The sequence below is a fragment of the Leptothoe sp. ISB3NOV94-8A genome (assembly GCF_043421595.1).
GTDB classification, from domain to species: domain Bacteria; phylum Cyanobacteriota; class Cyanobacteriia; order Phormidesmidales; family Phormidesmidaceae; genus Leptothoe; species Leptothoe turfae.
Genome location: NZ_JAXSQW010000001.1, coordinates 1,774,859 through 1,799,373 on the forward strand (window position 1 = coordinate 1,774,859; position 24,515 = coordinate 1,799,373).

The window sequence follows — 24,515 nt, forward strand, 5'->3', positions numbered from 1 at the left end:
CCCCCTTCTGTCAGATGAAGTTTGATCTATTACAAGTTAGAGAAAGTTATTTTTCTTCCTCCTGAGAATCGTCCTTATTGACTTTTTCCCAAATAGTTTCATGTTGTCGCTGACTGATCGCTGCATGGTATGTGGCGGCATGAATGGAAATAGAGTGGCCCATCCAACGGGCAGCAATACTGTCAGGGACTCCCATAATCGCTGAACGGATTGCCCAAGCGTGTCTCAATGCGTATGGTTTGTGAGGAATCTTTTTACGTAAATTGGAACTCATACGTTGGCCCAATTGTTGATTGTCTCGCCCTTCGTAGCGAATGTTAGGCATGATCACGTTGGCTAGGCTAAACCGTTTCCTCCATCGATCAGGTAATGGCCAAACGTCTCTTCGCCCAGTTTTGCTATCCTCAGCTATTGAAATCTTCCCAGTCTTGGTTGCCACACCTACAGGATCTATGATGGCAAAAATTTCATGGGGCCTGAGCCCGTAAGTCGCCATCATTCCATATGCCCATTCCCAAGTTGTACCCTTCAGCGACTCCCAAATAGCTTCAATATTTTCATCCGTAGGTAAGTCATCCGGCTTAACAGGCTTTGCGGCGTACCCCCTCCCTAAATCTTTTAGATCTACGGGCACTTTAGCAAACTTGCATAGTGCAGTGAAAACCATTACATCGTTTTTCCGTGCCCAAGTTCCGGGTTCATTTCTTTGTTGGATGTGGACTCTTAACATCTCCTCAGTTAGAGGTTTATCAGGAAGCGATTCTAATGGATACAGATAATTTGCACGGAATGACGAAGCTTTGATACTTGGCTTCTTGTATTCAGCAAACTTCTTAGCTAGTGCCTGCGCTGATAGAACAGAATCAACCTCTTCGCCTGTCCAGTGAGACCAATCCCATTGCTGGAGGCTCAGGTCGGATTCGGCCCGCTTTGCTCGGGCTAGTGCAACTTTAACCCCATCCGCATTAGCATAGATTTTCAATGGGATACGCTGCTGTTCAGTACCTCGCCCCTTCCCTGGCTTTTTGGGCAACGTGCCACGCAGACTGAGCTTTTGACCTCTGCGCTCAATTCGTAAGATATCTAGCTTAGAATTCGCAGCTTTGATCAGATTGTCTACGTCCGGCATTGTTAGTCCAACCTTAGTCCAATACCTTATGATACACCCGTAAACCATTGCCTCCAGGAAGTTTCAAGAATAGAGCACTCGATTCGTAATCGAGCGGTCGCGGGTTCAAATCCCGCCGTTGGCTTTTAGGCAGCGCAAGCGATACAGATTTTCTGGCAAGGGGTTCAGCGATCGCAATCCGAAAATAACCAAAAATACATTGGACATTTTTGGGCACTTCTTAGCACTTTTAGACCCTAGATTGAGATAAAGACGGTTGGTATCGGAACATCCGTTTGAGGGCGTGTATATGGACTTTAACTTACGCTCTCTCAGCTCTGTCTTGATTTTGGGGGTCACTACAACTTGCAAGAAGTGTGATTTTATAGGGTTTGGATGAGCTCAGTGAGTTTGGCTAATAATCTCTGGGGAAACATGGGGTGATTGGTAAAAAAGTGATCACCAGGAACGGCCTCTAACGTAAATATGTTCGTGTGTTGTTGCCAAGCGGCCACATCAGTATGATTTGCTATCTCATCTTGTTCTCCCCAAAAACAGGTAATTGGGCAAGCAAGCTGAGCCTTTGGTTGGTATTGATAGGTTTCAAGAAGCGAAAAATCTGCCTTCAACATAGGAAGCATCAATTCCATTAGTTCTGGATTTTTCAAAACGCTCTCAGGTGTGCCATTGTACCCTTGTAGTTCAAGAATAAAATCATCGCTAGACAAATTATGAATTGATTCTCTATCGGGTGGTAAGTGAGGAGCGCGAGCTGCAGCTGCCCAAAGATGACGCGGAGTAAGCTGAACTGTCTGTTGTGACCATCGAGAAAACTCAAATGCAATCCGTGCCCCCAGGCTATGGCCAAAACAGGCAAACGGAACATCTAAAAAAGGTACTAATTCAGGGCCAAGAGTTTGCAACAGTGAAATAATATCGGTGTAGGGAGTCTCAAACAAGCGTTTTCCGCGTCCAGGTAGTTCAACGGCACACACCTCGACTGTTGATGGTAACAACTCAGGCCAGTCATGAAACACCCTAGCTGAGCCGCCTGCATGGGGAAAGCATAGCAACCTTAATTTAGGAGATGGTTTTGGCTGGGGACAAACGATCCATTTACCCATAGTGCAAAATCTATCGTAATTGTATGCAAAGTTTATAATTTAGCCTGATAAGGCACGACGATCTACTTTGCCATTGGCTGTTAACGGTAACGCGTCCAAAAATTTGAAGTATGATGGCACCATATATGTAGGCAATTTCTGATTTAGAAAATTGCGTAGCTCTTCAATGGCAGGAGAGTACCCCTGGCGAGGAATGACATGGGCTGTGAGCGATTGTTGACTTTGTTGAGTGGTAGTGACGGTCACTAAGGCATTTTTGACCGCTGGATGCTTTGCTAGTGTGGATTCGATTTCTCCGGCTTCAATGCGATAACCCCTCAATTTAATTTGAAAATCAGCTCTACCCAGAAACTCAATATTTCCATCTGGTAAATAGCGGCCTAAATCACCAGTTCGATAAATCTGCTCACCAGTTCGGGGATGTGCAATAAAATTAGCTGCTGTTTTTTCAGGGTTGCACCAGTACCCCTTGGCTAACTGCACACCCGCACAATACATTTGCCCTGGCACCCACACGGGGCAATCTTCCAGATTATTATTCAAAATATAATATTTTGAATTGGCCATAGGCTTTCCATAGGGAATACTTTTCCAATTGGGATCAATATCCTGGATAAGATAACCAATATTCCAAATTGTGGTTTCAGTAGGGCCGCCAATACTCAGAATATTTAAATCTGGAGATAATGCTTTTAATCGACTGGCAAGAGAAACTGGCAGCCAGTCTCCACCTAAGATAGCTAGACGCAAACTCTGTGGCAATTTTTCAGATTTAATGTCGAGATAATTGACCAACATTTCCATCATGGCAGGTACTGAATTCCACAGGGTTACCCGTTCTTTGGTGAGTAAATCCAGCCAATGTCGAGCAAATTTAGCAGCAGCAGCGTCTGGCATCACAATTGTTCCGCCAGCTGATAACGGACCGAAGATATCATAAACCGATAGATCATGATTGAGGGCGGTGAGCGCTAATATCCGATCTTTAGAACTGACTTGAAATCGTTGGTTAGTATGGATGACTACATTGACCACATTTCGATGGGTAATCATGACACCTTTAGGTAAGCCTGTAGACCCAGACGTGTAGATAACATAGGCAAGATCATCAGGGCCTGGGAGAGATAGCAACTGATGCTCAGTGTTTGGGAACAAATGGATTAGATCAACTGCAAATCGTTGAATGGTTGCTGGCCAAACTACCTTTTCTTCTAACCATGATTGCGTTAATGCAATATTGACACCACTATTTTCCAGCAGATATTGAAATCGTTCCGAAGGTAAGTCAGGATCAATGGGTACGTAAGCAGCGCCAGCAGCTAAAATACCAAGTACTCCAACAATCTGTTCCCAGCCTTTCTCCATAACGATGGCTACGGTATGATCAGAGCAGATACCTAACAATTGATTTAAATAATGACCAACTTGATTGGCACAACGGTATAGAAGGTCGTAAGTAATTGATTGCTTTGAAGTGATAATGGCAATCTGTTGAGGGTTTTGTTTAGCCTGATGCACAAACAAACTATAGAGTGTCTCTTCAGGTAGCGGAGCGGTCGTTAGGTTGGCGGTAACTCTCTGGCTAAGTTGAGCTGCAGGAATCATTGAGCGATTAGTTTCCTGCCACGCAGCTTCCTCATGGGCTAATCGTTGCAGAAATGAACAGTAAGATGTCAATATATCCTGCACCATGTTCGGAAGAAAAAAGTCCGTATCAGCATATAGATTAACTGTCAGTGTTCCATTCTTTTCAAGATGCCGACATTCTAGGCGGACGGGCGCTATTGAAGTGGAGTTATTATTAATAACATTTTCGATATTGGAGACGTCTTCTATGTTGTCTGGCTCAATGACAAAAGAAATAGCTAATATAGATTCTAATTTCTCTAATATCTCCTTAGGTAATAATTTTAACTGCGTAAACGGGGCTACTAATCGATGTTGCAGATCTGATCTTAACTTTGTTGCGATATGTTTAACTCTAGCTTCGAAAGAATCTGGTTGCAAATAATTGATGTCTAACAAGGTGTTAAAAATCTTCTTTTGATTTGGTTGTTTAACGGCATCCTCTTCCGAATTGAGAGTTGTAGATCTCGTTTCAACCAGATTAATTGTAAAGTAAGCGCTTTTACTCCAGGTTGCTAGTACTTCTGTGTAAACTGCTAATAGAACGTCGCCTGGTGATGTATTGGCCTTTAAGGCCTGTTGCTTCAAATGTGCCCAAGTTTTGGCATCGATTTGTCGACTATACTGCGCTAGTTTGATGTCACCTTTATTAAAGGTCTGGGCTAAAGGTAATTCTGGAGTAGGGGGCAGAAGTTCAATAGATTTTTGGCAAAATTCCATCCATTTTTCTTCAGCCTGATGAACATTATTATCAAACTTCTTACTAATAGAGATTGAAGTGAATAGTTTGTCTGTACTCATTCTTTTGAGTTTCTCCCTCTGTCTCCCTCACAGAAACTAAATAAAGCATCGACTATTATCCTCAAAAAGAGCTGATACACAGCATCATTAGCTCAAAAAACTTTGCTAATGATGCTGCTCAATAATTTGCTCTGTAAAACTGCAAACTCGTTTTCCGTAAGCACTGATTTGAGCACTGTTAGAGCGTGGAATCAAAAGCTTGCGGTGATTTTCATGGATCAAACCCACCTACTTGAAAAACTAGCTGCCTCTCTCCATAGAGGAGTATATACATGATTTAAGCAGCCAGAAAATGAAAAACAAAAAACAAGTTCTGAGAAGATGAAGATCTACACGCCTGAGAGGGTAGAGATAATATTGCGATGAATTTCAGATGTACCTGCATAGATGGTACCTGCTATAGAATCTCGAAAATATCTTTCTAGTTCGTAATCGGTCACATAGCCTCTAGCACCATGGATCTGGATAGCATCCTGACAGGTTTTCATGAAACCTTCGCTGATAAAAACTTTAGAAATTGAAGATTCTAAAAAGGCTTGTTTTCCTTCTTTTTTCAACCATCCTATTTTATACAATATAAGCTTTGCCAGCTCCAATCTCATCTTCATCTCGGCAATTTTATTGGATACACCCTGAAAAGAGCCAATGGGCTGGCCAAACTGCTTACGCTTTTTAGCATAGCTAACACATTGCTCGAAAATCCTTTCCATGGTCCCCACCTGACTGGCAAACAAGAAACTTCGTTCCCAGCTAATGGTGGATTGAAAAATATTGTGTCCCCGGCCTTCTTTGCCTAAACGATGGTTAACGGGCACTTTACAGTCCTTGAAAACGAGTTCTCCCATGGGTGCTGTCCGCAATCCCGATTTTTCCCACTCTTTTTCGATGGTCAATCCAGGCAAATCTTTGTGAATAATAAAGGCAGAAATTCCTTGTTGAGCACCTACCTCTAAATTAGTACGGGCGAATGTAATATAAACGTCGGCAACAGGGGCATTGCTAATAAATGTCTTGGTGCCATTGAGAATGTAGTAATCCCCATGGGGGATAGCCTCAGTTTGCATCTCAAAAGCAGCAGATCCTGAGTTTGGTTCGGTGATGGCATGTCCTCCCATCGATGTGCCCTGGCAAAGGGCTGGCAAATACTGTTGTTTTTGAGCTTCAGTACCAAAATTGGCAATTGAAACAGCACAACTCCAGAGATGGTTGTTAATGGCAAAGACTAGACCATTGTCTTTGCATCCATAGCCCAAACCTTCCAAACCTAATATGGTGGTTAATGGATCCAGACCTTGTCCACCATATTCTTTGGAAATTGGCCATCCTAAAATGCCAAAATCTGCACATTTTTGCCAGCCTGCTTGATTAAAGTGACTGCGTCTATCGTTTTCAATTAAGTCTGCATTTAACTCTTGTTGAGCAAATGTGACGATGGAGCGATAAAAGGAAAGTTGTTCTAGATCCCAGTCGAAACTGATACTCATGTGGGTACCTCTATTGATTGAACTTCTTAAAAATCGAGATTGTCCTCTCGACGGCTACATTGCTTGGATACGGCTACTAAGGTGGCATGCACAAGTTGTAGAGCTGCTGTAATATCAACAGATTAAACATCACGATGATATTGATGGGACGACGACCGGCATTACTCTTGTGAGGCTTGACATATACCTGTTCTAAAATTGGGTGAGACTGATTCCACGGAATCATCTTATCCAGATCAGACACCAAGTCTTCCTTAGGCTTCAGTTTCTGATGATGTGTCTCAAAATCCTTTGTCTAAACTACCTTCCTAATGTCTTCATAGGTCGTTTTCAGAAATTTGACATTTGAGTATCCCGCCATTTCATCAAAGATCTCAAATAAGCTGTCACAAAACTGATCAATTAAGTCAGGAGGGATTGTCAACGCTGGTCTAATTGCGATACTTTTACCAAATCGATTACCTACGGTACATAGAACCTGTTTTTCGCGAAACATCTTACCGCAGGCGATGCCATAAAAGAAATCTCCTTCCATCCAATCAAACAATTTTTGGGCAATTTTTTTCTTTTGCTGCTGGATTGAAACTGATAACATCAATCCCTTTCCCGCCACTTCTAAGGTGTAGTTGCGATGAGTATTCTGGAGTTCTAGCCGTTCTCGAAATTTTGCTTCTGCGGCTTGAACATTGGCTAAATCATAATTTCTCAGGTTTTCCAGGGATGCTAAACCTGCTGCCATTGATAAATTATTCTCTTTGAAGGTTGAGGAATATACCAGGATTTTCTCCATGCTGTCAAACACTTTCTTATAAACCTCTGCGGTATAAACCACAGCCCCAATGGGAACCATGCCGCCACTTAGTCCTTTGGCTAAGGTCATGATATCGGGTGTGACTTGGGACCACTCATAGGCAAATCGTTTTCCTGTGCGTCCCAACCCTGTTTGGACCTCATCATAAATGAGTAATGCGTTGTGTTTCTGGCATAGACGCTTAGCCTCTCTCAAAAATTCATCGCTAGCAATACTGCCGGTTCTTCCTTGGATGGGCTCAACAATAACTCCAGCGATTTCTCGATGGTGATTCTTAAACACCTGGTTGAGAGCATCTATATTATTTAGCTCTAGTTGAAAGTGAGCTTTTTCTACGCCAAAAATCTTCCTGTAGTTAGAGACACCATTAATGGACAAAGACGCTAACGTTAGTCCGTGATATCCACCTGTAAAACTGACGAAACGCTTTTTTCTGGTGAAGTCGATGGCCATCTTCATGGCATATTCAACAGCCTCAGTACCCGAATTGAGAAAAAATACGCGTTCAAATGATGGGTCAGTTAACTCTAAAAGTTCATGACCCAAAATTGCTGCCAGGGTAGGCACATTAATTTGTGTGAGTGATGGAATTGGAGTGTTGATAGCATCTTCCAAAGCGGTAATTAATTCTGGATTTTTCCGCCCCCAGTTCAAGCAGGCAAAGCCTGCTACAAGGTCTAGATACTCTTTGCCATTCTCATCAATAAGAGTATAGGAAGTGCTGTCTACAAATCGGATTTGAGTGGTCCCTACACTATCCCAATATTTGTAATAACAATGGTTAACTTTATTGGCATAGGTCTCGTTGATGGAATGCTCTTTGATAAAGGATTCAACTTTCGTAGCTAGTTTCATGATTATCCTTCCGTTTCAATAAGATAAATGGCAAATGAATATGCGGTGATATTTGGAGTTCGCTGTTTAGAGTGGATCCTAAACAAAGTCATCAGCAACACTAGATATTGTTGATCTGCTTAATTCACTGAAATTCTTGCAGGTGGCGCTGGTAAGAAGTCATGGTGAATAAAATAAGATAATTGCGGATGCAATAGCTGGGAACTCACAGGGGGACAGCTAATTTGAGCTTTAGCAAGTGCATGCACAGCATTTTCAGAGTTAAATTTGACCTGGTTACTACCACTGCCATGGGCTTGGAGTATGGGGAGTATATTGGCAATGGAACTCGATGATTCGGTAGTGTAGGTTTCAACCTGTTGCGCCCACTGTTCAAAAGTAACTAACTGAATCTGATAGCCAAAGTTGCTTAAGAAATCTGTTAACTGGTGCCAATGGCAGGGATAAGGATTAACTAAGTGTAAACATTGGTGGAGAGAGGAGGGTTGCCTAGATAAGTAAATAATACCTTGACTGACATAGTCCACTGGGGTCATTTCAAGAACTGTATCAATCGCTGGCAGTGCTTTTAGGAGAACAGCACTTTTGAGCGTCAGGGATAGCCAATCTTGTGTGCTACAAACTCCAGTTTGGCTATGGCCTGTAATAGTACCGGGTCGATAAATAGAAACGGGTAAACCCCGATCACTGGCCAAAGACACCAGTTTTTCGGCCACCCATTTGCTTTGACTATATCCTCCATAGAGGGTTCCTCCATGATCAAGGGAGTCTTGCTCATATATGACGTGATCGGCAGCTAAGTGAGAAGACAAAAATACACCAATGGTAGAAACATAATGGAGAGGTTTGATTTTATGGATGGTGGCTAATTTTAGAATCTCGCGAGTGCCGTTAACATTGGCAGCTTTTAGAGCCGTATAGGGATAAACAAAATTAACTAAGGCTCCATTGTGATAAATAATATCGATAGCATATGCAAGCTGTTGAAATTGATCTAAAGATAGACCTAGTAAGGGTTCTGCCAGATCTCCAAGCACAGGAATGATTCTGGTCCCTTGTGTTTCTTGCCAAAGTCCATAGGCCTTAAGTTTGGTTTGGAGGCGTTCTTGCCCAGTGTTGAGGTTGGGTGCGCGTACTAAACAGTAGATGGTGGCCTGGGTTTGTTCCAGGAGATCATTGAGTAAGTAGGTACCTAGGAATCCTGTTGCTCCAGTTAAGAAAATGGCCATCGGCTCTTTTTGAGCAGGAACAAAGTGAATGGAATCAGGGATATCTTTCAGCTGTGCCATGGCCTCCTGAAGTAGCTGTTCAGTGGTGGTAGCTGTTGCGATCGCATTCCCCTCAGTACCTTTATTCTCTAAAGCATTGGCAATCACCTGATTGAGGCTAGCCAGGGTTGGTTTCTGATAAAAACTGGATAAATTTAAGGGTGAGGACGGTGACGTGTCAACTGAGCCTTGTCCGAAGAAAGCTAAGATAGCTTGTTTATGTTGTTGTAACTCTGCTTTTAAGTCAGGTGTCAACGCACCTTTAGGCCCCCGAAACCGTAGTTGGCCATTGTCACACCACAATGTTATGCCGATTTGAGAAAATCGTTGTAACAGGTTAGGAATATCAGGATTATGGTTAGCCATTATAATGTGCCTTCCTCCCAGGCATCATGGGTAGTTACAGAACTCAGATCCACTGTCGGCATTGCCTGCTGATTGAGAGCACCCCCTAGCAGGCAATACAAATAGATATGGTGTTCATCGAGAGCAAACAAATGTCGGACCGTTTCAAAATCACAGCTGCCGATCTGACAAAGGCCCATTTCATGGGCAGGCGCAGCTAGCTCCAGCTGCTGACTCATCAATCCGGCTTCCAACAGGCAAAAATCTCGACTTAATTCGCCGTACATGGGTGCAATCGCAGCTAACTGGCCCACCAAAAAGATAGAGAATGCACTTTGATCAAATATCTTCTGATTGTTGAAGGCATACAAGCTTCGGTCAATTTCGGCGTCTGGCGTAATGATCTTTAATTGGTGCTCCAGGGGATGATAATAGTAGGTACCTGCTTTCAGACCAGAGATGCGCTCGGGTTTAATGTAAAGGTAGGCCTGGACAGGATAAAGCCCACCGGCAGACCCATAGCGCAACTTAGGCTGACCATTAACTAATAACTGTTGCCAATTACTCAAAAAAAGGCTGAATCGTTCAAACGGTAGTGGGTCTGAACTAAAGGTTCTACAACTGTAGCGGCTGAGATACGTTTGTTTAAGCGTATCGTCTAATTCTGGGGCCACTAGCTTTACACTCCCCCAAGATTCTTGTCGCAGTCCACGCCGTAGATGCTTAAACTGTTGACGCTCTTCTGGATTAAAGATCATCTTAAAATTGCCTGCGAGAGCACCATCGCCGACTGATTGAGGTGCAGACTGCGGCGTTGTTTCCCTAACTAACCGATCATCATAGTCTTTGGCCAACGCCCCTACAGTGGAGAGACTATATAGATCCTTAATCTGTAATCGATATTGGAACTGCTCCTCCATGAGATTAGCAATTCTAGCAATATCAATAGAATTAGCACCCAGATCTAGCAAATTAGCATTAGGTTCGATGGTATCAACCTTGAGCACATTAGCTATCAGTTGGGCAATTTGTTGAGTAAGAGCTGCATCAGCAACATCTTTAGATGTTGAGAGTTGGCTCGATGCCACAGAAGTCTGTTGAGGTTCGGGCAGATGGTTTCGATCAACCTTGCCATTAGCTGTCAGAGGTAAGGTTTCCAAAAAGACGAAGGTTGACGGCACCATATAATCTGGCAGTAGCTCTAGTAGCTGTTGCTTTAAGTGGTCTGGCGTCAGTGTTGGCTGTTCTAAAACAACATAGGCCACTAGTCGTTTAGTTTCTTGAGCATCTCCCTTGAGTAAGACAACCCCTTGCTTGACAGCGGTGAGCTGTTCTAAAGCTGTTTCGATTTCTCCCAACTCAATTCGGTAGCCCTGTACTTTAACCTGGGAATCCGCCCGTCCCAAAAACATGATGGCACCATCGGGAAGGTAATATCCTAAATCTCCAGTATGGTAAAGCCGTTCACCTGTAACCGGATGGTGGATAAAGCTTTGACTGGTTTTTTCTGAATTGCGCCAATATTCCCTGGCCAACCCTACCCCACCAATGTATAAATTACCGGGTACCCACACGGGACATGGAGCCAAATGTTCATTCAAGATATGAAACTGTTGGTTCGCCATAGGTTTCCCATAGGGAATACTTTTCCCATTAGGATCCACCTGATTAATGACCTGGAGAATGGACCAGATGGAAACCTCAGTGGCACCGCCTAAACTTACCACCTCTGCCGCAGGGCTGAGGGCCTTAATCTGATCCGGTAACTTTAAGGGAATCCAATCTCCGCTGAGTAGTACAAGGCGTAGGGAATTTAAGGTGACTTCTGGATGAAATTCACTGTATTCCACCAGCATTTGCATCAAGGCGGGTACGGAGTTCCACAAAGTGATCTGATGCTGCTTGATTAATGTTGCCCAGTGGGTCGGTTCTTTGCTGTCGGCAGCATCAGGCACCACCAATGTGCCTCCCGCTGCTAAGGTACCAAAAATGTCGTAGACCGACAGATCAAAGCTGAGGGAAGAAATGGCCAGAGTTCGGTCCTTAGAACTAATTTGAAACCGCTGATTAATATCGAGAATTGTGTTAACAACAGCACGATGCTCAATGGCAACCCCTTTAGGGATACCTGTAGAGCCAGACGTGTAGATCACATAGGCAAGATCGTTGGGAGTTTGAACGGGCTGGAATTGAATAATTTCAGCATCACTACCAGACAGGTGCTCTTCAGTTTGATTGACCTCATCTCGACTAATAACAATTCGTTGCACATCATCTGGCCAATCTAATTGTGAATCTAACTCTGGTTGAGTGAGAACAATGTTGACTGCCCCTTGTTTTAAGATCTGCTGACGTCTTACCTGGGGCCAATTGGGATCAATGGGCACATAGGCTGCACCAGAAACCAGAACAGCGAGGACGGCAACCACTTGTTCCCAACCTTTTTTCATCACCACAGCCACTAGCTGATTAGGAAGAACCTCTAGGTGACGCAGCTGTATTCCCAGACTGTAGGCACGCTTTCCTAACTCCCCATAGGTCAGGGTAATGTCTCCTGCAACCACAGCAATATCTGTGGCTGATGTCTGTAAACGCCTAAGGACTAAACCATGGAGGAAAGACTGGAGATTGTCTGTTTGAGGACTGCTTGTTTGAGGACCGTCTATTTGAGAGCTTAACAACGGTTGCTCAGTGGCGTTGACCATGGCAATTTGAGCAGCCTGCTGGGGTGGAAACAGCCGTTGCATCAGCTGACGCGGATCAGCTTGCCATAAGCTTTCCTCGGTGGCAAGCGCCTCGACAAAATCACCATAGGCCTGAAACATATCGTCTAACAATCCGGGAGGGAAGACTTCGTCAACTGCATCCCAATTAAGAATCAGGGCTCCTTGTTCCTCAAGCACCTGGTGATCCAGATAAATTTGAGGTGTTTGGCTAAGACTGTAAACAACCTCTCCAAGTTCATAAATTGAGGCACTTTCGGTGTTGGAGCTGTTGGCAAAGCGATCACGATTTAGACTATCGTTGGTGAGGGTACTGGTGTAAACAACCGGCATCAGGGCACCGGAGTAACGCTGTTGGGCATGGGCAATATCCCGTAAAACCTTCATGCCGCTCACATAGCGATGATCCAGATCTTGCCAAAGTTGTTTCTGAATGGCCTTAGCGCGGGTGACAAAAGCGGCCAGACTTGAATTATCAATGGCCAATAAATCTAGTGAGGTAAAGTCCCCTACCAAACGGTTAATATCTTGATGTAGGGGAAGTCGTCGGAACAGGGTAATATTAAGGGTAAATCGCGGTTGTTTACTCCAGGCTGATAAGACTTCGCTAAAGGCGGCAAGGATAATGGCAGAAGGGGTTAGGTTTGCTTGGAATCCTCTTTGTCGAAGTTGTTTCCACTGTTCTGGAGAAATTCTCCGGGTGCGATGGACAAATTTGGGCTGCTTGATAGATCCCAAATTGGTTCCCAACGGTAATTCTGGTGATGGGGGTAGGGTGGCAACCCGATTTTGCCAGTAGGTTTGCGATCGCTGATACACAGCTGATGTTTTTAAGGCAATCTCTGCTAAAACATAATCTCGGAAAGACAACTCCATTGCTGCTTGAGAGGGCTGGGGGTTATGGAGATAGTCCACCAGTTCTCGTATAATCAGCTCCAAACTCCAAGCATCGGCAATTAACAAGTCAATGCTGATAAACAACCGGGTTTTGGTGGTGTCTAAAAGCGCTGCTCTCACCTCAAATAAGGGCCATGTGTCAGTGGGAAGTAACTGATGCGAAAGGCACTCCCGTAATGCCATCAACTGTTCATGCGCCACCTCTGATGCTGCCGTACGTAAGTCCAGCGTGTCTATCTGGTAATCAGGGACCTGTTCTAAAATTTGCTGATAGCCATCTGCATTCATCACCGCCCGCATCATTTCATGCTTTTGGATCAGATATTGCCAGGCTTGCTCAAATTTCTTCAGGTCTAAATCCACCACATCAATCTCAGCATAAACATGGGTAGACACATTACTGAGATCAAAGCTATCGTCCCGGCCAATCAAATAGGCCTGTTGGATTTCTGTTAATGGAAAGGATTGATAGCGCTCCGCTGCGTTGGTAACAATTTGCGGTAGGGGTTGATAAATCTCATTTAAGTTCGGCTGATCGCCTGAGTCTTCATCACCTGGTTGCTGTATAAATTCGATAATTTCTGCTTTTCGTTCGGTAATAGACTGTCGCAATGAGTCCGTCAGACTACCTTTGGGTGCATTACACCGCAAGCGGCCATCCTGAACATAGAGTTGAATATCCTGCGTTCTCAGATCATCTAAAAATTTAGCAATTGGCTGTGTCGTAGGCTGTATCGCAGACTGTGGGGCAGACTGTGGGGCAGATTTCATAGCTCAATGTCCTCCCGAGCATTACTATCATTACTGAGGGCTGTTGCTGAGGCGGGAGTATTTCGATAGGTCGTATCCAGATATTCTGCAATCCCTGCTACAGTCAGGGCCTCGAATAAGATGGTCATGGGCAGATCAATTTGAAATGTTTGTCGAATCTGGGAAATGACTTGAATACCTACGAGGGAATCCCCTCCCAATTCAAAGAAGTTATCGTCAATGCCTACTCGCGTAACACCCATGACATTTTGCCAAATTGGCACCAGTTTTTTCTCAGTCTCAGTACTTGGTTCTCGGTAAACGGCTTCCAAGTCGGGTCTAGAATACAGCTGGGTGTTCTGACTCGATGCTACCGAGTTCGATAGAGAAGTGTCCGGTAAGTCTTTTAACAAAGCTTGCTTACGCATCCAGTGATCAAGTCTAGGCTGTAGACTTCTGGTAGAAACCACAGCCCGCTTGAGTCCTGGGCTAGCCAAAACAGTTTTAAGGATTTTAATATCTTCCGCTGGGGTAACCGTGAGTTCACCGCTCACCGTGCCACTAGTTGACTGGCTCGGCACTCTCCCATCCCAGTTAACGCTGAGCCAGGGAAAGTGTGTTTGGCGATTCTGTTGGACAAAGTGATCTAAAAATATATTGGCTGCTGAATATGCCGTGAGGCCAACTCCACCAAACAGTGATGCCAATGAAGAAATTAAGAGACAAAAATCTAGGGGTTTGTTCTGTAGAACAGTGTCAAGTACTAGTACCCCTTGAACTTTAACACGAAACTGCTGTTGACAGTCTGTTTCAGTGGCCTCAGCAACAGGGCGATAGATCTCTAGGGGGTCGGTGGCCGCGGCATGAATCACCCCATTCAGTTTGCCAAAACGATTTTCAGCGCTATTGACGGCGGCAGCCATGGCTTCCAGATCAGCGACATCCGCCTGGGCCACCAGAATCTCGGACCCTAATGTCTCAAGGTTTTGCAATTGCAAAATCTTACGAGATGTCGGTTCTTGTTCACTATGATTTTTTAGCCATTCGGCCCACTGTTCCCGTGCTGGGAACTGCGATCGTCCGGTTAACACAAGCTTGGCTTGGACAGTTTCAGCTAAGTACTCGGCAATGACTAACCCTAAACTCCCTAAACCCCCCACAATTAAATAAACTCCCTGGGATGTTAGGGGTAATGTCTGCTCTTCAGTGGATGCTTCTAAAGATAAGGGTGTATGTGCTTCAACCCATCTGTGTCCATGGCGATAGGCCACAATGGGATCAAGAATTGGACTATCCAGCTCAGCAATCAAATTTGAAATTAGTGAATCGTTGGCGTGAGCATTGACCTCAGATTCTGATAAGTCAATACTGCGACAATAGACATTGGGGACTTCTTGGGGAATCGTCTTGATCGGTCCCAGGACGGTTGTTTTTTCAGGAAGGACTACCTCAGTGCCAATTACTTCATGGAGACCATGGGAAAGCACCGAGATTGGGAATGGCTTGGAAAGTGTTTCTTTTGGGAGGGCCTGGGCCATAAATAATAAACTGTAGAAACCCAGATATTGGGCTTGCTCAGTCCTGGGCCAATCAAGCGGGGTAGGAGGAGTCAACTGCCAGCTGTGTAGTACTTTGGTGGGCATTAACTGGGCCTGTTCCAGATGCTGAAACAGAGACTGGTAGTCTGCCTGGGAGCGGGGATTGAGAATAATGCAATGACTGTCTTGGGTGACTTCAACCTGAAATGTATTTCCTGGCTGGACGAGAATGATTTCATCGCCTCGCTGATTGAGTTGGGAGGTAATTTGGTCGCTAATGCCCCTATCATCCTTGAAAATTAACCAGCGTTCAGAAGGCTTTTGGTCAGCTGGACTTGGGGGAGGAAGGAGATGCGATCGCGACCAGGATGGACCATAGAACCAATCAGAAACATGGGGCTTTTTATCCGTCACCTGGCCCCTAGTTACCGGTGTGACAGTCGCAGTTGTTTCAGGTCTGTTGACCACAGTAAACGCAGCCGGTTGTGACCCCCCTTCTGTTAGTTCAGTCCTAGCCACAATGATATGCTGCCCTAGAGCATCGGACTCAGGCTGGGCACTCACCTGAGCAAAACCATGGTTGGTTAGCGTTTCCTGCCACTGTTGACTGCTTAAAAACGGATTGCCGCGACTACGCTGATTGTCCTCCAAGGGATTCATCAGCAAACCAGAGGTAATATCAAAGAACAACAGCGGAGTCGTGATTTCCCAAAGCAGCAAAATTCCCCCTGGTGCTAACAGAGAATGTATATAATCCAGGGTGTTTTCCAGATTCTTTGCCACATGGAGAACATTGGCCGCAATGATAACATCAAAGCTATGGCGCTCATATCCCTGGGATTCAGGAGCCGTTTCAATGTTCAGCAGTTTATAGTTAACAAACGGATAGTCATTAAACTTCTTCTTTGCCTGGTTTAAAAACCATTGACCAATATCCGTGAAGGTATACTGGCTACGCTCAGGTGGCAAAATGGGCAACAAATCGGTGGTTGCTAGCCCCTGTCCTCCACCCACTTCCAAAACTCTTAACTGGGGGTTATCAGATAATTGAGTAACAATTTGTTCTAAACTTGCCCGCATAACTGCACTGTAGTAGGCAAACAGAGGCATTTCTGGATTGGATGCCTTGCCTTGCTGATAGACTAGGGAATTAAAAATTTCAAGGGGATCTTTTTGCCCAGTGATGATCGCTGATAGATTGTTGCCACATTGTTGAGCTAAGTCGACCATCTGGGGAAATTTAATCCACCGGGCTTTAAAGGTATCTAAAATATCACCTAGGCTATTTTTAGCCTCTGGCATAAACTGACAATATTGCCCATCAACCTGTTGAAGGTGTCCTCGCTCAACTAGAACATCCAGCCAGCGGCAAAATAATTGTTGATAACGGGGGGCAATTTGACCCTCAGCAACCAGCTCGTCAAATGAGTATGTCCGAGCCGTATCTTGCCAAAACCCCAAGGATTGAAATGCAAGATTCAAATAGGAGAGACATACCTGCTCCATGGAAGGAAGATTCTCAACATAAACCTCCCGATCAAATTGAGAGATGCCCTGGTTTGCCTGATCTACCATCGCTGCGGTCAATGGCTGCCATAGCTCCTCTGTAGAAGGGGAACGGAGCTTAGTAGCACTCAACGTAGCCGCATTATTTGTGCTGTCAGTCAACCAATATCGTTTGCGTTCAAAAGGATATGTAGGCAATGGTACCCGGTAACGCTGTTGGTCAGCATAAAAGCTGGCCCAGTCAATCTCCACACCGGAAAGCCAGAGTTTACCTAAGGTTTGCAATAAAAAGGAAACATCGTGATAATTTTCCTGAGGGTGGCGCACGGTTGTTAGGACTAATTGTCCTGCTTGTTTTTCAGGATGCTGCTTCGCTAATTTACTTAATGTACGACCGGGGCCCACTTCCAATAGAATCTGATGGGGATTCTGACAAAGGTGTTGCAGATTCTCTCCAAACTGTACTGTTTGTCTAACATGGTTTGCCCAATACTGAGGGTCCGTGGCTTCAGCCTCAGTGATCCAAGTTCCCGTTACATTTGATAAATAAGGAATCTGAGGTGCATGGAATGTGACTTTTTGGAGATGCTCTAAAAATGGTTCAACCATGCCAGCCATCATGGGTGAGTGGAACCCATGGGAGGTATGTAACCGACGACTCTGAATTCCCTGAGTTTCCAAGGTTTGTGCCAATGCATCAATCGCCTCTGTAGACCCTGAAACAACACAGGTATTGACGCCATTCACAACCGCAATGACCAGACTCTCATCGGTCATAAACACTGCACTCTCTTCAGCACTCAATGGCACGGATAACATGCTGCCATTGGGTTGTTGTTGCATTAACTGCCCCCGCGCCACTACAAGTGCTAGGGCTTCCTCAAGGGTAAAGACTTCTGCCAGGGTAGCCGCAACATATTCACCAATGCTGTGACCCACCATGGCCTTGGGCTGAATCCCCCAAGTCATCCAGAGTTGGGCCAGGGCATATTCAACGACAAACAGCGCAGGTTGCGCTATCGCCGTTTGCTGTAGTTGTGCTTTAGCGGTTTCTCGACAGTCAGGTTCAGGATAAAGAATGGATCGTAAGTCTACGTTGAGGTGGGGCTTTAAGAGAGTTGAACAGTGATCAATCGATTCTCTGAATTGAGCCTCAGACTCGTAAAGATCCCGAGCCATGTTGATATACTGAGCGCCTTGCCCAGAAAACATAAAGACGACCCCAGGAGACTGAAGTTTTCTGCTTCCGGTGAGAACTGGGGGCGCTGTAGGATTCCTCAAAGCCGCAACAGCCTCATCCAAACTCTGGCAGGTTAGCCAGCGACGGTGCTTAAATCCACGACGGCCCACCTGTAGAGTATGGGCTACATCGGTGAGGTTGAGTTGAGGATTCGCCGCTAAATAATTGGCTAAATTGAGGGTTGCTTGTTCCAGTGCAGTTTCGGTTTTAGCCGATAGTGCTAATGTCTGATAAGGTCGGTCAGCGACGCTGTTAGTAACACTATCGGCCATCGTCTTGCTATGGACTTGGGACGGTGCTTCTTCAATCACCAAATGCACATTGGTGCCGCCCACCCCCAGAGAACTTACTCCCGCTCGCCGGGGCGTGCCATTCCTGGTCCAGGGGGTTAACTGATGAGCAACATAAAAAGGACTGTTGGCAAAATCTATTTTAGGATTGGTTTGTTGGCAGTGAAGACTGGGGGGAATTACCTGATTTTCCAGTGCTAACACTGTTTTAATAACACTGGGCATACCAGCTGCCACCCCTAGATGGCCAAGATTACTTTTGACAGAGCCGATGCTACAAAACCCTTTTTTCTGAGTACTGGCCCGAAACACATCGCTTAAGGATTGAATTTCAATCGGATCTCCAAGCGTCGTTCCAGTACCGTGGGCCTCAATGTAGGTAATCGTTTCAGGGGCAACCTCAGCCATCTCCAACGCTTCGGCAACGACGGCAGCCTGGCCATCGATACTGGGAGCCGTGTAACCGACCTTTACGGCACCATCGTTGTTAATGGCTGAGCCTCGAATCACGGCTCGGATGGTATCGCCATCCGCTAAAGCATCTTCTAACCGTTTCAGCACAACCAGACCCAATCCACTGCCAGGCAAAGTTCCTTGGGAGTCTGCTCCAAAGGCTTTGCAATGTCCATCCGACGAGAAAATCCCTCCCTCCTGGTATACGTAGCCTCTTCCTTGGGGCAACATTAAATTCACGGCCCCGGCTAGGGCCATATCACATTCACCGTTAAGTAAACTTTGGTTGGCCACATGAATGGCCACCAGCGCAGTGGAGCAGGCAGACTGAACCATCAAGCTGGGTCCCTTGAGGTTCAAGTGGTAAGAAATTTGGGTGGCTAAGTAATTTAGGTCATTGCCTAAATAGGTTTCCAACCCACTCAGGGTCATGGGAATTATCTTACTGTGGTTAACCGCTGCGAGATAATTACTGACATTACTGCCTGCAAAAACACCCACTGACCCTGGACCATCGCCACCGGCATAACCTGCGTTTTCCAAGGCTTCCCAAGCACATTCCAACATCAGGCGGACTTCTGGACAGAGCACTTCTGCCTGTTTGGGATTAAAACTAAAAAATGAGGCATCAAACTGATCAAGTCCCTCTAACAGCGGTTCAGCTCCGACATAGTCTGGGTGTTCTAAAACCCCCGGATCGATGTGCATTTCTGCCGAATCCTGTTTGTCAAAGAAGGTGATGGATTCTACTCCATCCACCAGATTTTGCCAAAACTGTTCGAGATTATTTGCACCTGGAAAATGTCCTGCCATGCCAATGATCGCGATGGCATTAGCCGCATTAAGATTGTCTGGCTCGATATTAAGGTCTACCATAGGATTCTCTGACTATTTATCTGAGGTGCTGACTCTGAAAGCTGAAGCAGGTTGGATGAAGCAGGTTGGATGATATTAGCGTCTACGCTTTGTCTGACGACGCTGTTGTAACTGTTTACGATGTTTAGCTCTGGTGAGTTGCCGATAGCCAATGTTGTGATCGTTGGATGAACGGCAGAAGTATTGAGATAATGCTTGGACAGTGGGATACCGAAACATTTCTATTAAAGGAATGTCTTGGTTAAGGATTTCTCGTATTTTGATATGGGTTTGAACTAAGTGAACGGAGTTTCCACCCAGATCAAAAAAGTTATCGTAAATACCAACTTGGGGAATCTTCAAGATGGTTTGGATGATATCGCTGAGTTGTTTTTCAATCTCATCTGTGGGGGCAACGTATGCTTGCTTTAAAGGTGATTCACTTAGATCAGGCTGAGGTAATTGGCGTCGGTCAACTTTACCATTGGCCGTTAGGGGTAAGCTATCTAAAAAGATAAAGGTTGATGGCACCATGTATGCTGGCAGTTTTTCAGCTAGGAGCTTGCGTAGCTCTGGAGTCAGCTGGGATTCTGTCTTTGCTGACTGAGCCGTTACGGGATAAGCCACAAGCCGCTTTACTCCTGGTCGCTCCTCTATAGCTGTGACAACGGCAGCGTCAATAGCTGGATGTTGGACTAGGGTGGCTTCAATTTCTCCCAGTTCGATGCGATGACCGTTGATCTTGACTTGGAAGTCTTCCCTTCCTAAAAACTCAATCACCCCATCTGGCAGATAGCGACCGATGTCACCAGTGCAGTAAAGCCGCTCTCCCGTTTGGGGATGGTGGATAAAACTAGCGTCGGTTTTGGTGGGATTATGCCAGTACCCCTTGGCTAACCCGACACCGCCAATGTAGAGCTGTCCTGGAACAAAAAGAGGACAGGTGTTTAGAGCGTGATCGAGCACATACATGCGCTGATTGGCCATGGGGTATCCATAGGGAACACTTTTCCACTCAGGGGAAACTTGGTTAATAGGATAAAGAATGGACCAGATGGAGGCTTCTGTAGCGCCCCCTAAACTAATGACCTGGGCCTCTGTAAAGGTTGTTCTAATCTGTTCTGGTAATTTCAGAGGTAGCCAATCGCCACTGAGTAAGACCAATCGTAGGACTGCCTGAATCGGTGTTGATGCGGCAGCTGCATATTCGATTAACATCTGCATCAATGCAGGTACCGAATTCCAAAGGGTGACCTGATGCTGGATTATCAGCTCGAGCCAGTGGGCTGGGTCGCGATTGGCCTCGGCCTTAGGTAACACCAGTGTGCCACCCGCAGCCAACGTACCAAAGATATCGTAGACGGATAGGTCAAAACTGAGGGATGATAGGGCGAACGTGCGATCGCGTTGACTCACCCCAAACCGCTGATTAATGTCTAAAACAGTATTTACCACACCTTGATGGTCAATGGTTACACCTTTAGGGAATCCTGTGGACCCAGACGTGTAAATGACGTAGGCAATATCTTCAGGGCGCTGGACAAATTCCAGGGGGGCCTCTGGGCGTTCATACTTCAGGGTATCGACACAAAGACAAGTGGTCGTGGTTGGCCATTTTAGAGTCTGCTCCCATTCAGTCTGGGTCAGCACCAGATCAATGTTGCCTTGTTCCAGGAGATGCCAGCGGCGTTCTTGGGGTAAATTTGGATCAATGGGCACATAGGCCGCTCCGGAGGTTAAAATTCCCAACACCGCGACAATTTGTTCCCATCCTTTTTCCATGACGACCGCGACCAGATGGTTTGGCTGTGCTCCTAAGCGGCGGAGTTGTTGACCGAGATGTTGGGCGCGATCGCTAAGTTCTTGATAGGTTAGGGTGCGATCGCTAGCAATCACTGCAGGCTGGTCGGGCTGATTAGCCACCCGCTCAAAAAACAAGCCATGCAGCCACCTATCTTGCCCCAGAGATATCTCGGTTTGATTAATTGTAGCAATTTGATCTACTTGAGTTTTGGGTAAAAGCCCAGGAGTTGTCGCCTGCCAAACCTCCTCCTCCGTTGCTAATCTCTCTAAGAGGTTGCCATAAGCGGCAAACATATCATCTAAAACACCCTCAGGGAATAACTCCTCAACACAGTCCCAATTAAGAAACAGTTCTCCAGATGGATTAAAAAAAACTTGATGATCAAGATAAACCTGGGGCGTTTGGGTGATCATATAAGTCATCTTACCCATGCCCTTAAGCATATCTCGATTGTAGGTTGTATCTACATAGGTATTGAGGTTGTCAGGTAAATTATCAGATGAGCTAACTACAGACTGTTCTCGACTTAAACTTTCGTTGGTCAGCGTACTGGTAAAAATAACAGGGGTTAAGGCTTCAGCCGGACGGTTTTGAATTCTGGCTAACTCCCGTATAACCTTGACTCCACTATAGTAACTGTGATCTAAGTCATCCCAAAACTGTTCTTGAATCCGTTTGGCACGGGTTTCAAACGATGCCGATGACGTATTATCTACCGATAGTAACGTGACTGAAGTAAAATCTCCTACGATTTTATCAACATCAGGATGTAAAGGTAAGCGGTTATAAAGGGTTAGATTAAGAGTAAATTTAGGGTTCTTGCTCCAAAGAGTCAAAATTTCTGCAAACGCTGCCAGTAAAATGCCAGAAGGCGTTAAGTTTGCACGATGAGCCCGTTGCTTCAGACGTCGCCAGGTCGTTGCATCCATCTGCTTTTCGCGTCGCACAAAGTGAGGCGAATCAACGGATGAAAGACTTTTCTGTAGGGGAAGTTCTGGGGCTGGCGGTAACGTTGTTAGACGCTTTTTCCAATAATCTTTTGAACGTTGATAAAGCGGAAACCTATGAAATTCCAGCTCAGCTAGCACATAATCTCGGAAAGATAAGTTCAGGGGCGGTAGCGAACGTTGCGGAGCTTTCACTAAATCTGCTAATTCAGCCAAGAGCAACTCACAACTCCAAGCATCGCCGATGAGAACATCAAGGCTAAAGCAAAACCTGACCTGATCATGGTTTAGATAAACAGCTTGAATTTCAAACAAAGGCCATTGCTCCAGCGGAAAAACCTGATGGGACATCTGCTGGCGAATGCTCTCTGATTTCAGGGCAATTGCTTCAGCACTCGCTCCTCGTAAATCAGTTACCTGAATTTGGTAGCCGGGAACCTCCGAGAGAATTTGCTGTTGTCCATCCTGGCGGATGATCATCCGCAGCATTTCGTGACGTTGAATCAACTGCTGCCATGCCTGATTGAGCTGGACCGGTGTAATCCCATCCGTTTCGATTTCAAAGTAGCCATGGGTTGAAATATTGCCTAACTCCAGTCCACCCTGACGACCTATCCAATAGGCTTGCTGAATGTCTGTAAGTGGAAAGGGGTGATAGCGCTGCTCTAAACCGGGCACAATGGCAGGGAATCTTTGCTCAGAAGAGCCACTTTCCCCTCGCAACCGTCTCTCAAGGAGTTGCTGTTTAGCCAGAGACAATTGAGACTTCTTGGCAACATTTTTTTCTCTTAAAGACATGTAGATCACCTATAGGAAAAGCATCAAAATCTTAATGACCTACTGGGAGACTAGTTTTGCGCTCAATCAACTGGGTCATCGCATTGACTGTTCTGAAATTTTCAAAATCAAGTTCCTCATCTTCGACAGTTAATTGAAACTCTTGCTCAATAAAGAGAACTAACTGCATTGCGAACATGGAGTTAATAAAACCAGTGGCAAAAATATCTTCGTCTTCCTGTAATTGATAGTCCTGAAAGTGCTCCGAGAGAAATCCATAGAGCTTTTCTTTTACTTCCTTCATTTGTCTAACTTAGCTCAACAACAACAATCTGAATACTTAACTGAAAAAGCAAATATTTAGTTGAATAAAAAATCAACTTAACTTTTGACCTTTCACATAGGTGTAGAACCCTCGATTACTTTTACAACCATGTAATCCAGCATCCACCATTTTTTTTAGCAATGGACAGGGGCGATATTTATCATCATTAAAGCTCTCGTACAAAACCTCAATGGAATAGAGAATCGTATCTAGCCCAATGAGGTCTGCTGTCTCTAATGGTCCCATCTTATGGCCAAAACATCCCTTAAACAAGCGATCAATTTCTGAAACGGTAGCAACTTGCTCCTGCAAGATAAAAATAGCTTCATTGATGGTCAACATCATGACTCGGTTGGTTACAAATCCAGGAGCATCATTGACCACAATTGAGTCTTTTCCCATCTGATGCAGCAGTGTTTGGGCACTTTGAATAGTTGTTTCGGCGGTATGATAACCTCGAATAACCTCTACCATAGGTTTGATCGGGACAGGATTCATGAAATGCATGCCAATAACTCTCTCTGGTCGCTGCGTAACTGAACCAAATCGAGTGATGGAAATAGCTGATGTATTGGCAGCAAAAATAGCCTCGGGAGGACAAATAGAATCTATTTTGTGATAAATAGATTGCTTGATATCCCATTTCTCAGTCGCATTTTCGACAACAAATTCAACCCTTTCTAGCTGCTGATAATCTGTAGAAAAGTGAACCTGATTTAAAACATCTGATGTACTCAACTTAGTATCAGATTGACGAGTAGACTCTGAGAAAAAGCTCTGTAGTCGGAGATTTTTGCGGATCTCAAGCTCAGCTCGTTCTAAAATCCGTTCAGAAACATCAAGTAGCGTAACCTGGTGACCTGTTTGAGCTAGATTCTGGGCCAGACCAATGCCCATTGTACCAGCACCAATAACACCAACTGATTTAATTTCCATGACTGTCATTCCAAAACTAAGTGCAGACAAAAAGCAGTGATGCGAATATGAA

12 protein-coding genes are annotated in these 24,515 nt (G+C 45.1%); all 12 read right to left on the reverse strand.

Features of this window, described 5'->3' with window-relative positions; translation table 11 throughout:
• Window positions 1–46 precede the first annotated feature (46 nt).
• Window positions 47–1,177: a hypothetical protein gene (locus SPB21_RS07855; RefSeq protein WP_499866230.1), complete on the reverse strand. Its 1,131-nt coding sequence runs from the start codon at window positions 1,175–1,177 to the stop codon at window positions 47–49.
• 314 nt (window positions 1,178–1,491) lie between these two features.
• Window positions 1,492–2,232: a thioesterase II family protein gene (locus SPB21_RS07860; protein ID WP_499059046.1), complete on the reverse strand. Its 741-nt coding sequence runs from the start codon at window positions 2,230–2,232 to the stop codon at window positions 1,492–1,494.
• A 39-nt stretch (window positions 2,233–2,271) separates the two neighbouring features.
• A complete protein-coding gene (locus SPB21_RS07865) occupies window positions 2,272–4,659 on the reverse strand; it encodes a non-ribosomal peptide synthetase (RefSeq protein ID WP_499866231.1) in 2,388 nt (795 codons plus the stop codon).
• Between the two features lie 329 nt (window positions 4,660–4,988).
• A complete protein-coding gene (locus tag SPB21_RS07870) occupies window positions 4,989–6,143 on the reverse strand; it encodes an acyl-CoA dehydrogenase family protein (protein ID WP_250564653.1) in 1,155 nt (384 codons plus the stop codon).
• Between the two features lie 76 nt (window positions 6,144–6,219).
• Complete coding sequence (locus tag SPB21_RS07875) at window positions 6,220–6,408, reverse strand: transposase (RefSeq protein WP_489670913.1); 189 nt, start codon at window positions 6,406–6,408, stop codon at window positions 6,220–6,222.
• 30 nt (window positions 6,409–6,438) lie between these two features.
• Entirely contained in the window at window positions 6,439–7,809 is a 1,371-nt protein-coding gene (locus tag SPB21_RS07880; protein WP_499866232.1) for a class-III pyridoxal-phosphate-dependent aminotransferase, read from the reverse strand.
• Between the two features lie 119 nt (window positions 7,810–7,928).
• Window positions 7,929–9,443, reverse strand: coding sequence for a thioester reductase domain-containing protein (locus tag SPB21_RS07885; protein ID WP_499866233.1), 1,515 nt, complete (start codon window positions 9,441–9,443; stop codon window positions 7,929–7,931).
• Window positions 9,443–13,813 carry an amino acid adenylation domain-containing protein gene (locus tag SPB21_RS07890; protein WP_499866234.1) on the reverse strand — a complete coding sequence of 1,457 codons (4,371 nt, stop codon included), beginning with the start codon at window positions 13,811–13,813 and terminating at the stop codon, window positions 9,443–9,445. Before SPB21_RS07890 ends, SPB21_RS07885 begins: the two co-directional genes overlap by 1 nt.
• A complete protein-coding gene (locus SPB21_RS07895) occupies window positions 13,810–19,695 on the reverse strand; it encodes an SDR family NAD(P)-dependent oxidoreductase (RefSeq protein WP_499866235.1) in 5,886 nt (1,961 codons plus the stop codon). Before SPB21_RS07895 ends, SPB21_RS07890 begins: the two co-directional genes overlap by 4 nt.
• Window positions 19,696–19,770: 75 nt before the next feature.
• The gene (locus SPB21_RS07900) at window positions 19,771–23,223 is read right to left on the reverse strand and encodes a non-ribosomal peptide synthetase (protein ID WP_499866236.1); all 3,453 of its coding nucleotides are present in this window, start codon (window positions 23,221–23,223) and stop codon (window positions 19,771–19,773) included.
• 31 nt (window positions 23,224–23,254) lie between these two features.
• A complete protein-coding gene (locus tag SPB21_RS07905; protein ID WP_163659374.1) occupies window positions 23,255–23,506 on the reverse strand; it encodes an acyl carrier protein in 252 nt (83 codons plus the stop codon).
• Window positions 23,507–23,578: 72 nt separating this feature from the next.
• Window positions 23,579–24,463 (reverse strand): 3-hydroxyacyl-CoA dehydrogenase family protein, encoded by an 885-nt coding sequence (locus tag SPB21_RS07910; RefSeq protein WP_499866237.1) that lies wholly within the window; start codon window positions 24,461–24,463, stop codon window positions 23,579–23,581.
• Window positions 24,464–24,515 lie beyond the last annotated feature (52 nt).

Excerpts from the sequence above, each read along its gene's own strand:
- SPB21_RS07855 (WP_499866230.1), bottom strand. The coding sequence starts at position 1,177 with ATGGTTTACGGGTGTATCATAAGGTATTGGACTAAGGTTGGACTAACA.
- SPB21_RS07870 (WP_250564653.1), bottom strand. The coding sequence starts at position 6,143 with ATGAGTATCAGTTTCGACTGGGATCTAGAACAACTTTCCTTTTATCGC.
- SPB21_RS07910 (WP_499866237.1), bottom strand. The coding sequence starts at position 24,463 with ATGGAAATTAAATCAGTTGGTGTTATTGGTGCTGGTACAATGGGCATT.
- SPB21_RS07880 (WP_499866232.1), bottom strand. The coding sequence starts at position 7,809 with ATGAAACTAGCTACGAAAGTTGAATCCTTTATCAAAGAGCATTCCATC.
- SPB21_RS07905 (WP_163659374.1), bottom strand. The coding sequence starts at position 23,506 with ATGAAGGAAGTAAAAGAAAAGCTCTATGGATTTCTCTCGGAGCACTTT.
- SPB21_RS07900 (WP_499866236.1), bottom strand. The coding sequence starts at position 23,223 with ATGTCTTTAAGAGAAAAAAATGTTGCCAAGAAGTCTCAATTGTCTCTG.
- SPB21_RS07885 (WP_499866233.1), bottom strand. The coding sequence starts at position 9,443 with ATGGCTAACCATAATCCTGATATTCCTAACCTGTTACAACGATTTTCT.
- SPB21_RS07890 (WP_499866234.1), bottom strand. The coding sequence starts at position 13,813 with ATGAAATCTGCCCCACAGTCTGCCCCACAGTCTGCGATACAGCCTACG.
- SPB21_RS07895 (WP_499866235.1), bottom strand. The coding sequence starts at position 19,695 with ATGGTAGACCTTAATATCGAGCCAGACAATCTTAATGCGGCTAATGCC.
- SPB21_RS07865 (WP_499866231.1), bottom strand. The coding sequence starts at position 4,659 with ATGAGTACAGACAAACTATTCACTTCAATCTCTATTAGTAAGAAGTTT.
- SPB21_RS07860 (WP_499059046.1), bottom strand. The coding sequence starts at position 2,232 with ATGGGTAAATGGATCGTTTGTCCCCAGCCAAAACCATCTCCTAAATTA.